Below are 12,625 nucleotides of genomic sequence, written 5' to 3'. Positions count from 1 at the left end.
GTCAGCAAGGCGAGCATGAATCGAACCTTCCGTCGAGCGCTATCGGCAACCGAAAACTACTGCGGCCCAACAACACTCCACAATGCTCAGCGCCCGACTCTCGGCAACCTCCCGCCACATTGCCAGCCGACTCACAGCCACCGGTTCGGTCGAGGGGGAACTGGTGCAGGTGGCTTCTCGGGCGAAACGCCTGCACTAGTTCCCCTTTTGCGCGCCCGCCGATCTACTCGGCGCTGGAAGTCGGTGCTGCGGCGAAGGCGGTGGTGTGGGCAGCGGCCCAGTCGGCGAAGGTGCGTGGCGGGCGGCCGAGGACCTTGTGCACATCGTCGGTGAGGATCGCGTTGCCGCCCGCGCGGACGAAGGCTTGGCCTGCCAGCGCACCGTCGATGAATTCGTCGGACCTGCCCGCGGCGCGCAAGTGTTCGCGCGCAGCAGCATCCGGCACATCAAATACCGCCACCGGTCGGCCGAGTGCGGCGGACAAGGTGGCCGCTTGATCCGCGGTGGTGAGTAGCTCCGGACCGGTGAGCGTGTAGATCTGCCCCGCGTGGCCGGACGAGAGCAACGCCTCCACGGCGATCGCGGCGACATCGTGCGGGTCGATCACACCTTGCGTGGCGGTGCCGGTCATGTTGGGCACCGGCTGACCGGCACGGATGGCATCGACCCAGCTCAGGGTGTTCGAGGCGAAGGAGCTCGGGCGCAGGATCGTCCAATCGACGCCGCTGTCCTGCGCCGCCTGTTCGCCGGGCAGGTGCCAGGTGCCGATGCGGCCGAGCTCCGCGGATCCGGTGCCGATGGCGGACAGTTTCACGATGCGGCGGACACCGGCATCACGGGCGGCGGTGATCAGCGCGCGATCGAGCTCGATGTAATCCGGGCCGAGGAGCCCGACGACGAATGCCGCGTCGGCTCCCGCGAAGGCCGCTGCCATCGACGCGAGATCGGTGTAGTCGCCGCGCACCACCTCGATCTCGGGCGGCAATGCGGCGCGCGCCGGATCGCGCGTCACGGCTCGGACCTGCTCGCCACGCGCCACCAACTGCCGGACGACTTCGCTGCCGATGGTGCCCGTGGCACCGGTGATCAGAATCATGATCCGCACGCTGCCGCGCGGACCGCAGGCAGCTCTAGGAAATTCCGGCACACCCGCGGACCAGCAAGCTGCCTACAGTGGAGCTGGTGATCAGTCTGCGTGCACCGAGCCCGGCCGACTCCGTCGGCCTGCCGAGCCAGGCACCCGTCGTGACCGCGGACCTCGTCGCCGCGACGGTGCCCGCGCCGGAATCGCTGCGTCCGTGGCTCACCGAACTCGACTACATCCCGACCGTGCGCGACCGGATCGAGCCGTTCGCCCACCTGCCCCAGGCCGCGACCACCCTCGTGCTGCGGCTTCCGGACGCAGGCCCGAGGGACGCGCTCGTCATCGGCCCGCAAACCCAGGCGATCTACTCGAAGGCAAGCAAGCCGACCGGGTGCATCCGGATGCGGCTGGCCCCTGGTGCGGCCCGCACCCTGCTCGGTGTGCCCGCGGCCGTCCTCACCGATCGGGTGATCCGCCTCGCCGAACTGCCCGGCGCGGCTGCCGATCTCACCGATGAGCTGCTCGAACTCGGCCCCGACGAGATCTTTCCGTTCCTGGAAGACGCACTACCGCAACGTATCTCCGAGGATCGCACCCAGCACGCCCACCGCACCCTGCTCCGCTCCGCCATCGTCGAGATCTCGACCGGCCGTTCCGTCCCCGAATCGGCCACTGCCCTCGCCGTGAGCGAACGCCAACTCCGCAACCTGTTCACCGCCGGAGTCGGCCTGTCCCCCAAGCACTTCGCCCGCATCGCCCGAGTCCGCCGAGTGCTGTCCCAGGCAGGCAGCACCCCGTGGGCCCAATTGGCCGCCACCACCGGCTACTACGACCAATCCCACCTGGTCGCCGACTTCCGCAGCCTCATGGGCGTCGCACCGACCGCCTTCCTCCGCGGCACCGTCCCCGCCCCGACGCCCTGCCGTCCCCTCCACCATCTCTGACGAGTGGCACACCACGGTGCGGGCTTCTCGGCCGATGCCGCAGCCATGTGCCACTGGTGAATTCAGTGGCCGGACTGCTTGGCTTTGGCCGCGCGGCGGCGGGCCAATTCTTCCTGTTCCAGGACGGCGGCTTCGGCCGGCGTCGGCGCGGTGCCACCGAGCCGGGCGGGGACCCAGCGGGCGCCGGGGTCCATCGGGTAGTCGTCCTGTGCTCGGGTGAGCAGGTCATCCATCCGGCTGCGCAGGGTTGCGGTGAGTTCGTCGGTCGGCCCGGCGGGCGGGATCGGGTCGCCGATCCGGATATTGATCGGAAAGTTGTTGCGGCCCAGCTGTTTCGGGATGTCTTTCGTCCACACCCGGTGCGCACCCCAGATGACCAACGGGATGATCGGCACCTCGGCCTCGATCGCCATGCGCGCGGCGCCGGACTTGAACTCCTTGAGCTCGAAACTGCGGCTGATGGTCGCCTCCGGATAGACAACGACCAGCTCACCGTCGCGCAACGCCTGCACCGCGCGGCTGTACGACTCGGCGCCCGCCGTGCGGTCGACGCCGATCGCCTTGCAGTGCTTCATCAGAAAACCGACGATCCCGTGCTCGAGCTCGGCCTTCATCATGTACCTGACATTGCGGTGCGACTTGCGGCCGACCAGCCCGACCTCCATGAAGTCCAGGTACGCGGTGTGGTTCACGGCGAGCACGGCGCCGCCGGAGCGCGGGATATGGTCCTGTCCTGCGATGTCGATCCGCAGGCCCTGCACCAGAAATATGGTGCGAACCAGGCCGGTGAGTACGTCGTAAACCGGTTCCCGCGCCATCCGAACACTCCGCTGTTACGAGGCCGTCTTCTTCCGCGCGGCCTTCTCCGCGGCCTCTGCGGCATCGAGCGCGTCGGCCTCCTCCAGGGTAGGAGCGCTGCCGCCGAGCCGGGCGGGGACCCAGTAGGCGCCCGGTTCGTGCACGTAGTCCTGCTGCAGGTCGACCAGCATCTCCTGCATGGTGGCGCGCAGCTTCGCGGTCAGGTCGGCCGCGGGCTCGGACGGCGGGATCGGCGCACCGACCGCGATGGAGATCGGAGTGTTGGTGCGACCCAGATGCTTCGGGAACCCCTTGGTCCACACCCGCTGCGCACCCCAGATGACGATCGGGATGATCGGCACCTCCGCCTCGATCGCCATCCGTGCCGCGCCGGACTTGAAGTCCTTGATCTCGAAGCTGCGGCTGATGGTCGCCTCGGGGTACACACCGACCAACTCGCCGCGCCGCAGGTACTCCACCGCGGCCTTGTACGAGTCGGCGCCCGCACCACGGTCGACGGGAATGTGCTTGAGCGCGCGCATGATCGGGCCGGAGATCTTGTCGTCGAAGACTTCCTTCTTGGCCATGAACCGGACATAGCGCTTGGGGGTGCGCACCGGCAGGCCCGCATAGGTGAAGTCCATATACCCGGTGTGGTTGACCGCTAGCACGGCACCACCCCGCGCGGGGATATGTTCATCGCCTTTGACGGTGAATTTCAGACCTTCGACGAAGAAGACGGCACGGGCCAGGCCGATGATCGTCCGGTAGACGGGTTCCACAATTCCGCTAGCGTAGTCGCAGACTGTCCCATCCGGCACTGCGCCGCCACTTCTGCGCGCCGCCCCGGGTCGAGACAGCACGATCGGCCCCGAAGCAGGCTCAGAGAAGAGGATCGTCGAAGTGGACAGCGCCCTACCGAAATCGTGTGGACGCCACCGGAAATCGCACCGGAACCACGATCGGGCAAGGCAGCTCGGCAGTGCCGAGCTCGACCAGACAGCAGCACATGTGAACAACTCCGAAATTCTTCGCACCGCAACCACCCAGGCCGACGGCCGTTCCCCCGCGCTCGCCCGCCTGGTCCGAACGGACCTCGCCGCGGCAGCGTGCCGGACAGCTCGGCAGCGCAGGCCGGCGCGCGCCCTGCTCGGCGGGCTGGCCGTCGCGGGCGCCTTCGTGCTCGCGGGCTGCGACTCCGCGGTGGGCATCCCGAACGAGGACCCGGTTCGACCCGCGGCCGCGGTCACGACGCCGCCTGCCGCGGTCCCCACCACGTCGCAGATCTCGTCGACCACCGCGCCGTCGACCACCATCCCGGCGACCGGCGCCGTCGCTGAACTGCCCGCCGCGGTGCAGCGCTGGGCCGACGATCTGAAGACCGACAGCCTCACCCAGCTGCAGGCCAAGTGCTGGACCATCGCGCCGCGCAATGTCACCGACATGTACGCCGACGAGCAGGCCATCCTGGCCGCGCTCGCCCAGCCGGGGACGGCCACCAAAGACGGCATCACCTGGAAGAACCGGACCGTCACGGTCGCCGTGGAACGCGCCGCGCTCGACACCGAGTACGCCTGCCCTCGGGTCGCGACCGCGGGCGCCGACATCGACTACAACGACGCCGACGCCAGGCACACGGTGCGCAGGTACCTCGCCCGGTTCGTCGGCACACCGCTCGACCCCGCCGACAAAGAAGGCACCTACCCGCTGGTGTGCAAGGCCACCCCGGCGAGCTGGGATCCCAAGGGCACCGGCACGGCGATCGCCGCCCCGCTCGCCAACAACCCCGGCAAGCTCACCGGCGCCACCAAGTTCGCCGACCAGGAGATCCGATCCGAGCGCCTGCGCGGCGACTACCTCACGGTCCAGGTGCCGGTGACCAACTCGTCCGGTGTGACCCAGACGCGCACGTTCACGCTGACGGCCGGTCCGCAGGGCTACTGCATCGGCGACGTCGCCCCGTAGGCGGCCGATTCGACACAACCACTACCCTGGATGGCTGGCAACGCTTCAGGAGGAGCAGCTCGTGCAGATCACCAGCGTCGGACACGCCGGATTCCACATCCGCACCGCGGCCGGGTCGATCCTTTGCGATCCCTGGGTCAATCCCGCCTACTTCGGCGCGTGGTTCCCGTTCCCCGACAACACCCAGCTGGACTGGGACGAGCTGGGCAATTGCGACTTCCTCTATGTCTCGCACCTGCACCGCGACCACTTCGACGCGGAAAACCTGGCCAAGCACGTCAACAAGGACGCGACCGTGCTGCTGCCGGACTACCCGGTGCCGGATCTGAAGCGGGAACTGGAGAAGCTCGGCTTCACCAAGTTCTTCGAGACCGAGGACTCGGTCAAGCACACGGTGACCGGGCCCGGCGGTGACCTGGACATCATGATCATCGCGCTGCGCGCGCCCGCCGACGGACCGATCGGCGACTCCGGGCTCGTCGTCTCCGACGGCGAGACCACCTGTTTCAACATGAACGACGCGCGCCCGGTCGACATGGATGTGCTGCACGACTCGTTCGGCCACATCGACATTCACCTGCTGCAGTACTCGGGCGCCATCTGGTACCCGATGGTCTACGACATTCCGAACCGCACCAAGGCGAACTTCGGCAAGCAGAAGCGCCAGCGCGGGATGGATCGATGCCGCAGCTACATCGAGCAGGTCGGCGCGACCTGGGTGGTGCCGTCCGCGGGACCGCCGGTGTTCCTCGACGACGAGCTGCGTTATCTCAACGACGATCGCGGCGACGAAGGCAACATCTTCCCGGACCAGATGGTGTTCCTGGAGCAGATGCGGATCCACGGCAACGAGGGCGGGATCCTGATGATCCCCGGCTCGGTCGCCGACGTGCGCGGTCGCGAACTCGACCTCACCCATCCGTTCGAGCCCGGCCTGATCTACGACAACAAGGCCGAGTACATCGAGCTGATGGCACAGCGGCTCGCGCCGGTGCTCGCGGCCGAAAAGGCTTCGTGGGCAACGGGTGACGGGCCCCTGCTGGAACCGCTGAAGGAACTCTTCGAGCCGATCATGGGGCAGAGCGATCTGATCTGCGACGGCATCGGCTACCCGGTCGGCCTGGTGATCGGCGACGAGACCGTCGTGCTCGACTTCCCCAAGCGGGTGGTGCGCGGCGCGATCGCGGGAGAAGGCAAGTACCGCTACGGCTTTCGCATCGCCCCCGAGCTCGTGCGTACCGTGCTGCGGGACAAGGAACCCGACTGGGTCAACACCATCTTCCTGTCCACCCGCTTCCAGGCGTGGCGGATCGGCGGCTACAACGAATTCCTCTACACGTTCTTCAAGTGCCTGACCGACGAGCGCATCGCCTACGCCGATGGCTGGTTCTCCGAGGCGCACGACGATTCCGCCTCCACCGAGCTGTCCGGGTGGGAGGTGCAGCGGCGCTGCCCGCACCTGAAGGCCGACCTGTCGAAATTCGGTGTGGTCGAAGGAAATACCCTCACCTGCAACCTGCACGGCTGGCAGTGGGATCTGGAATCGGGGCGGTGCAAGACGTCCAAGGGGCACGAGCTGCGGTCGCGCAAGCTCAGCTGACACGCGGCTCCGGTCGATACCGTCTGGTATCGACCGGAAATGGTTCTGGTGGAACAGATCTACTTGCCGTTGAGCTCACGGGTGAGCCTGGATGACCAGGGACACCAGAAGCAGCCGGGCAAGAACGCGCCGCACGCCTCGTCGAGGTGATCGTTGGCGTACATGATGCTGGCGTCACAGACCTCGATGGCCACCGTGAAGAAGGTGATGGTGTCCGGATCGAGATGGAAGTCCCACTCCGGGTTGTAGTCGACGCGAGTCTTCCTGATGCGGCCCATCACATGGGTCGACATCGTTTCCTCGCCCTTCAGTATTCGCCTGGCCTCCTCTATTCGTTGGTCATTGTTCAGCTGGACGACGAATTCCTTGCCTGAGTAATCGGTGAATGCGAAGAGTGCCATGATCTTTCCCTCAGTCGAATGCGGCCAATCGACTCTGATTGGAGAATCTAGCCCTTCGATGGTATCGAGCAGATCAGTGGTCATGCCGTAGTTTGGCAATGAAAATGGTTGCACCGCAACGTAATTAGAGAACCGGTCCGTTTGCCGGGTAGGACGTTGCTTCGGCGACCGGTACGGCGGTACCGATCGAACCGGCTATCTGTTACTTCCGCATTTTTGGCACCGCACAGTACTTTTCGAATTGGTTGAATAATATCGAACCAACCGCGCGGCACAATTATCGGCGCACCGCTCGCTTCGCCGCCACAATCAACTCGCGGGCTGCTATCGCGCCGCGTGCCACCGGCGCCGCGACACGTCCGTCGGCATCAATCAACACGGCAGAGGGAGTGCCGCGTACGCGGTAACGCAATGCGGCCTCGTTTCCCTGCTGCACCAGCACCGGAATGCCGTTGAGGCCCTGCGCCTTTCCCCATTCGGTGTGTTCGACCGCGTCACCGTTGCCGACCACCACGATCGTCAGCACCTCGGCGGTACGCGCCTGCCAGCGTGGCAATTCGCGGGCCAGCGCCGCACACAACTCGCACCCCGGATGCACGAACACCAGCAGCACTTGACGCTCGCGGGACAGCAGCGACGCCAAACTCGTTCGGCCGCCCGCGATATCGAGTAGCTCGAACTCCGGCGCGACCGCCCCGGGCGGCAAGCCCTCGGCACCGAGCGTCGACAACGCTTGTTCATCGACCCGGCGGCGCAGGGCACGCACCTCGCCCCACACCCAGGTCAGTGCCGCGATCAAGACGGCAGCCACTGCCAGCCAGACCGCGTCGCCGACGGGCAGTCCGCCAGGAACCCGCGGATAGGCAATCGCACCGCCGGCGACCAGCAGCACCAGCACGATCAGCACACCGTTGCGCACCAGCGTCTTCGCCCCGATCGGCGCGGCACTGACCGCCCCGAAACACGAGCAGGCCGGATGTTCCCCCTTCCGCAGCAGCCGCACCACTGCCCCCGTGAACACGACAAGCAGAACCAGCGCGAGCGTCGCCCCCGCCAGCGCCGTCCACGGCAGCAGCACGGCGAGCGCCGCCACCACCTCGACCGCAGGGAGCCCCCACCCCACCAGGGGCACCCGCCTGAGCGGAACACCGAACTCCCCCACCGCTTTCCGGGTGCCCACCGGATCCGCCAGCTTCCCCACCGCCGACAGCCCGAACAGCACACCAACCACCAGCCGCGAAATCCACACCCCGTATTCGATCAGCATGAGCGCACGATCCCACACCACCGCAGTGGTGAAAGATGAATCGCAAGAACTGTTTTCGATGACGCCGTCACACAGCGCGACGAACCGACCGCCCCGATTCAGACCGCGCTGACCGTGCCGCATGATCGAATCACTTCAGTCGGGCCGTGCGACCGACGGCGCTGTTCAGGGGTGGGAGCGGGCAGCTATGGCGACGGCGAGCAGGGTCAGTGCGCTGCCGATCACTGCGGTGAGGGATAGTCCTGCGCTGGTCGGGGTGAGGGCGTCCAGGACGATCGAGGTGAGGAGTTGGCCTGCGACGGAAGTGAGGCCGAGGAGCAGAACGCCGATGCGGCCGACGGTGGCGGCGGCCAGCGCGATGAACGCGATGCCGATCAGTCCGCCCAGGTAGAGCCATGGCTGCGTAGGGAATTCGGCGGGGAGGCCGGACCAGATCAGAACCACGGCCTCGATCACGACGAGTGCGACGAGACCGACGCAGAAGTTGACCAGCGTGGCCGACAGCGGGCCGCCGACTTCGCCGATCCGGCCGTTGACCGCTTGCTGCCAGGCCAAGCCGATACCAGCCAGCGCGGGCAGGATGATGAGCAGCGCCGTCGGCGCACCACGCAGCGCCTCCGGGACCGCGAGTGCGCCGCCCGGTGTGGCGGCGCGTCCCCAACCGGCGATCAACACCGCGAGCGCACCGAGCGCAGCACCGCCGAATCGCGTTGCGGTGACTGGCGTCCGTCCGCTGGGTGCGACACCGAGGCGGTCGACCACCAAACTGCTCAGCAGCTGACCCGACACCACCGCGACCGTGAACGCCGTGACTCCGATCGCAGCGACCGTAAGCCCCTGGCAGGCAACGAAAAAGGCACCACAAAGACCACCGAGCAGATGCCAAGGCCGCAATGCCCCCGCCGACACCGCCCGCCGAACCCGTTCGGCACCGTCACGCAGCGACCCACGCACCGCGAACGCGATCAACAACACCAAAAGACCAGACCCGAAACTCACCGTCGCAGCAGCAATCCCATCATGCAGCCGCCCCCCGAGCGCACCATTGATCCGCCCCTGCACCGCCACCCCCGCGCCGATACAAAACCCGAAAACCAGCCCCCACCTCACCCGCACGCTCACCCCCGGCACGTTACCGCCGCCCACCCACCCCGCCGCGCACCCAATGAACGCGGCCAGTCCGGATCAGCGGGCCGCTGGGTCAGCTGACGCGCAAGGGGCGGGCGGCGTAGGTGTCGTGGCGGGCGTAGGTGCGGTCGCCGCCGTTACGGGCGATGGAGCCGCGGACCAGGCGGATGCGGATGCGGGCGCCGAGGTTTTCCTGGAAGCGGGTGGCGCCGGGGATGACGCGGCGCGGGAGCTCGAGTGCGCCGTTGACGACGGCGGTCGCCATGACGGCACCCTGGTAGAACTTGCTGGCGGGCAGGCCGAGGAAGTCGGAGTTGGTCGGTCCGAGCACGATTCGGCTGTAGGCGACCATGTAGCTGGTGATCACCTTGCGCACCGCGCGCTGCGCCACGGTGTCGTCGCCGATGAACAGCCCGCCTGCCGCGGGGATGAGTGCCTGGGCCAGGCGCTGCGAGTCGGCGTCGGGAATGAACTCGGTGTCGGCGAGGATCCAGAAGGCGCGCCAGGTGTCGGTCTCACAGGTCGGCAGGATCTCGGGATCGACGCCGAGCAGGAAGCCGACGTAGCGCCAGAGCTGGAACACCGAGTCCTTCTCCTTGGCGGAGAACCGCAGGCCGAGTGCTTGCGCGCCGACCAGATTGGCCATGGAGAACAGGCCGAGGGTGCCGACGGTGAGCACCTGGTTGACCGGGTGGTCCCATGCGTCGTAATCCCAGTCGGGGCGCCGATTCATGCCGGAACGCACCAGCGCGTGCATCAACCGCACCCGCAGCACACTCTTGAAGCCGACCGCATTGCGTTCCAGCGCACCGGGAGTCGTCACGTCCAACCACCACTGGGTGGTCTCGGCGAGCCTGCGCGGCGCCATCGCGTCGAGGTCGCCGGTGCCGACCAGGGTCTTGTCCGCGCGGGACGCGAGATAGCCGCCCATCAGCGCGAACATGCCCATGGCGATGCCACCCCAGACGCCGGTGCGGCCGACGACCCTGGCGCCGTGTTCCAGCTTGGCGCGATCGAGCCAGTACGGGTCTGCCTCGACCTGGTGGAAGAGCGCGCTCAGCTCCGGCGGCGCGTCCGGAACGGCGTCGATGCCGTGTTCGACCGCCGTCTCGAACATGCGCCGTCCCTCGCCGACCGGCAGTCGCTTGAACATCGCGACGACGGCATCTGCGAGCGGGTCGCCGACCTGGCTGAATCGGCGAAACGAGTCGCGTTGGGCCGCAGTGCAGCTGAGGTCACCCGGTGCGAGCAGCGGCACGGCGTACTTGTAGGGGAACTCCGTGAAGAGCTGCGGAGTGGGCAGTTTCTGGTTGTCATGCGCCATTGCACTTCACCCGTCGGGTCGAGGTTCGCGTCGAGCAGAGAACACTTACGAGTCGCGAATGCGCGACTGCCGCACATTCTGACAAGACCGTCCCACAGAAACAGATATCTGGCAAGGCTGTATGCCAGAATGGAACGGTGGCTACCACCTCGCGGTCCTACGGCGGCGTGCCGATCGAACAGCGCAAAGCGCGCCGCCGCGCCGCACTGCTCGACGCCGCGCTGGAAATCATCGGCACCTCGGGCTTCACCAAGCTGACCGTGTCCGGGCTGTGCACGCAGGCCAAGCTGTCGGAGCGCTACTACTACGAGAGCTTCGACGACCTCGGTGCGGTGTTCAGCGAGCTGTTCGACCGCATCGTCGACGAAATCGGTCAGGCGGTGGTCACGGCGTTCCTCACGACGCCGACCGACATCCACGCCAAGACCAGGGCCGCCATCGCCGCCGCCGTCGACCTGATCGCCGACGACCCACGCAAGGCGCGCATCGTCACCGTCGAAGCACAGCTGAACCCGGCGCTGCTCATGCGCCGAGCCGAGGTGATGCGCTCCTTCGCGGGCATCATGATGGCGGCCTGCGCGGCCGAGGTCGGCGCGGACGTCGTCGAAAGCGTGGGCGACCGCGCCGAATTCGCGGCGATCCATCTGCTCGGCGGACTGTGGGAGACCACCAACAGCTGGCTCGCGGGCACGCTCCCGATCAGCAGGACCGACCTGGTCGACCGCTCCACCGACCAATTCCTGCTCACCGCAAGCCATCTCATCGGCGTCCCGCTCGCCGAATAGTCGCCGGGCGCGACATCGGCCGCGGCAAATGCCGTAAATCCCCTTCGACACGTCTGGTTCGAGGGCAACCGCATATTTTGCGCGTAAAACTGTGCTGGCAAATAGTAATGCGCGCGGCCGCTTGACTGCCGGATTGATTTGCCCCACAGTGATGTCGATTCGGCGCTGGGTGCGCCATGTTCCCTTGCTTGTATTCGTTCGAAATGGAAGCGGGTGACGTTCTTTTGCTGACAGCACAACTCGGCCGGCGGCGCATGGGCCATCGTTCGTTCGGCGCCGCTTTCGTCGCGGCACTGATTCTTTCCGGCCTCGTGATCGGGACCGCTCCGGCCGCGACGGCCGACGACGGATTCGCGCCCGGTGACGTGCCGCTGACCTCATATGGCCAGCTAGGCCCACACGAGACAGCACAGACCAACGAAGTACACAGCTGCGCCTCCTCACCGTGGGCCACGGCCATGGACGAGTCGTACCGGTTCTTCGGAAATCAGTCACACCTGCAGTGCACCAATTCATTTCCGTCGGGAAATGAATTGCCGTTCGGCGTCAACTTCTACTATCCGAAGGACATCGCCGATACCGGCCCCGCTCCGGTGGTAATTTTCGCACCAGGCACCGGACAGGATCCCGGCTGGTACGACGCGAGCGCCAAATTCTGGGCAAGCTACGGTTATGTCGTCGCGATGCCGTACGACCTGCTCAATGGACTGCCGGAAATCGGCATCATCGGCGTGAAGACGCTCTCCGACGCCAACAAGGACCCGAACAACCCGATGTTCGGCAAGGTGGATCTCGGCCGCATCTTCTTCGTCGGGCATTCCGGCGGCGGCGGCGCGACTCAACAAAACGCGAGCCTGCCGCCGGACGTGTACCGCTACATCGATCCCGCGGCACGGATCATCGGCGCAGTGCCATGGGAATCGAGCCCGTACGCCATCGGCATCCTGCTCAACGTGCCGACCATGCACATGACCGGCTGCATGGATGCGATTGTGTGGCACTGGTATCACCCCATGTGGCTTCAGTACCACACCACGCTCACCGTGCCCGGCTACCTGGCGTGCATCCGCGGCGCCAACCACACCAAGCCGATGGATGCGCCACCGAACAATGCCTTCACCACGCTCACGTTGGCGTGGATGCAGTACCTCGCCAAGGGTGACAAGGATGCCGCGAGGTACTTCGTCGGACCCGCGTGGGAGTTGCCGCGTGACCCTGGCGTCGAGTACGTGTTCCGTAATCGCCTGGCCGACGCGCTTCCCGAATAAGACCGGCTGGGAACGGAATTCCCGCACTACGGATTCGCCTGCGGCGCAGCAAGTCAACCTG

At 66.7% G+C, this 12,625-nt stretch carries 12 protein-coding genes; 5 read left to right on the top strand and 7 right to left on the bottom strand.

Features of this window, described 5'->3' with window-relative positions; genetic code table 11:
• Nucleotides 1–223 precede the first annotated feature (223 nt).
• Complete coding sequence (locus ACGFNJ_RS05130) at nucleotides 224–1,096, bottom strand: NAD(P)H-binding protein (RefSeq protein ID WP_393443469.1); 873 nt, start codon at nucleotides 1,094–1,096, stop codon at nucleotides 224–226.
• A gap of 86 nt (nucleotides 1,097–1,182) precedes the next feature.
• On the opposite strand from ACGFNJ_RS05130, the gene ACGFNJ_RS05125 reads away from it, so the two are divergent.
• On the top strand, nucleotides 1,183–2,028 hold the full coding sequence (locus ACGFNJ_RS05125; protein ID WP_393443467.1) for a helix-turn-helix domain-containing protein: 846 nt from the start codon (nucleotides 1,183–1,185) through the stop codon (nucleotides 2,026–2,028).
• Between the two features lie 62 nt (nucleotides 2,029–2,090).
• Here ACGFNJ_RS05125 and ACGFNJ_RS05120 read toward each other — a convergent pair whose 3' ends face one another.
• Nucleotides 2,091–2,846: a 1-acyl-sn-glycerol-3-phosphate acyltransferase gene (locus ACGFNJ_RS05120; protein ID WP_393443465.1), complete on the bottom strand. Its 756-nt coding sequence runs from the start codon at nucleotides 2,844–2,846 to the stop codon at nucleotides 2,091–2,093.
• Between the two features lie 15 nt (nucleotides 2,847–2,861).
• Nucleotides 2,862–3,608 carry a lysophospholipid acyltransferase family protein gene (locus ACGFNJ_RS05115; protein ID WP_393443463.1) on the bottom strand — a complete coding sequence of 249 codons (747 nt, stop codon included), beginning with the start codon at nucleotides 3,606–3,608 and terminating at the stop codon, nucleotides 2,862–2,864.
• A 229-nt stretch (nucleotides 3,609–3,837) separates the two neighbouring features.
• On the opposite strand from ACGFNJ_RS05115, the gene ACGFNJ_RS05110 reads away from it, so the two are divergent.
• Nucleotides 3,838–4,791: a hypothetical protein gene (locus tag ACGFNJ_RS05110; RefSeq protein ID WP_393443461.1), complete on the top strand. Its 954-nt coding sequence runs from the start codon at nucleotides 3,838–3,840 to the stop codon at nucleotides 4,789–4,791.
• Nucleotides 4,792–4,852: 61 nt separating this feature from the next.
• Nucleotides 4,853–6,391, top strand: coding sequence for a Rieske 2Fe-2S domain-containing protein (locus tag ACGFNJ_RS05105; protein WP_393443459.1), 1,539 nt, complete (start codon nucleotides 4,853–4,855; stop codon nucleotides 6,389–6,391).
• Between the two features lie 59 nt (nucleotides 6,392–6,450).
• On the opposite strand, the gene ACGFNJ_RS05100 is transcribed toward ACGFNJ_RS05105, so the two are convergent.
• The 4 genes from ACGFNJ_RS05100 to ACGFNJ_RS05085 all read right to left on the bottom strand — a co-directional run bounded on the left by ACGFNJ_RS05100 (nucleotide 6,451) and on the right by ACGFNJ_RS05085 (nucleotide 10,511).
• Nucleotides 6,451–6,792: a calmodulin gene (locus ACGFNJ_RS05100; protein WP_393443457.1), complete on the bottom strand. Its 342-nt coding sequence runs from the start codon at nucleotides 6,790–6,792 to the stop codon at nucleotides 6,451–6,453.
• 277 nt (nucleotides 6,793–7,069) lie between these two features.
• Nucleotides 7,070–8,059, bottom strand: a complete 990-nt coding sequence (locus ACGFNJ_RS05095; protein ID WP_393443455.1) for a peroxiredoxin family protein — start codon at nucleotides 8,057–8,059, stop codon at nucleotides 7,070–7,072.
• A gap of 165 nt (nucleotides 8,060–8,224) precedes the next feature.
• A complete protein-coding gene (locus ACGFNJ_RS05090) occupies nucleotides 8,225–9,181 on the bottom strand; it encodes a DMT family transporter (protein WP_393443453.1) in 957 nt (318 codons plus the stop codon).
• Nucleotides 9,182–9,260: 79 nt separating this feature from the next.
• On the bottom strand, nucleotides 9,261–10,511 hold the full coding sequence (locus tag ACGFNJ_RS05085) for an oxygenase MpaB family protein (protein ID WP_393443451.1): 1,251 nt from the start codon (nucleotides 10,509–10,511) through the stop codon (nucleotides 9,261–9,263).
• Nucleotides 10,512–10,648: 137 nt separating this feature from the next.
• On the opposite strand from ACGFNJ_RS05085, the gene ACGFNJ_RS05080 reads away from it, so the two are divergent.
• Together ACGFNJ_RS05080 and ACGFNJ_RS05075 are read left to right on the top strand one after the other, a co-directional pair.
• Nucleotides 10,649–11,296, top strand: coding sequence for a TetR/AcrR family transcriptional regulator (locus ACGFNJ_RS05080; protein WP_393443449.1), 648 nt, complete (start codon nucleotides 10,649–10,651; stop codon nucleotides 11,294–11,296).
• 254 nt (nucleotides 11,297–11,550) lie between these two features.
• Nucleotides 11,551–12,564, top strand: coding sequence for a hypothetical protein (locus tag ACGFNJ_RS05075; protein ID WP_393443447.1), 1,014 nt, complete (start codon nucleotides 11,551–11,553; stop codon nucleotides 12,562–12,564).
• The last annotated feature ends 61 nt before the right edge of the window (nucleotides 12,565–12,625 follow it).

The sequence above is a fragment of the Nocardia sp. NPDC049149 genome (assembly GCF_043197455.1).
Classification (GTDB): Bacteria; Actinomycetota; Actinomycetes; order Mycobacteriales; family Mycobacteriaceae; genus Nocardia.
The sequence above is the reverse complement of the archived record's forward strand: the minus strand, read 5'-3'. Positions and strand labels throughout refer to the sequence as shown.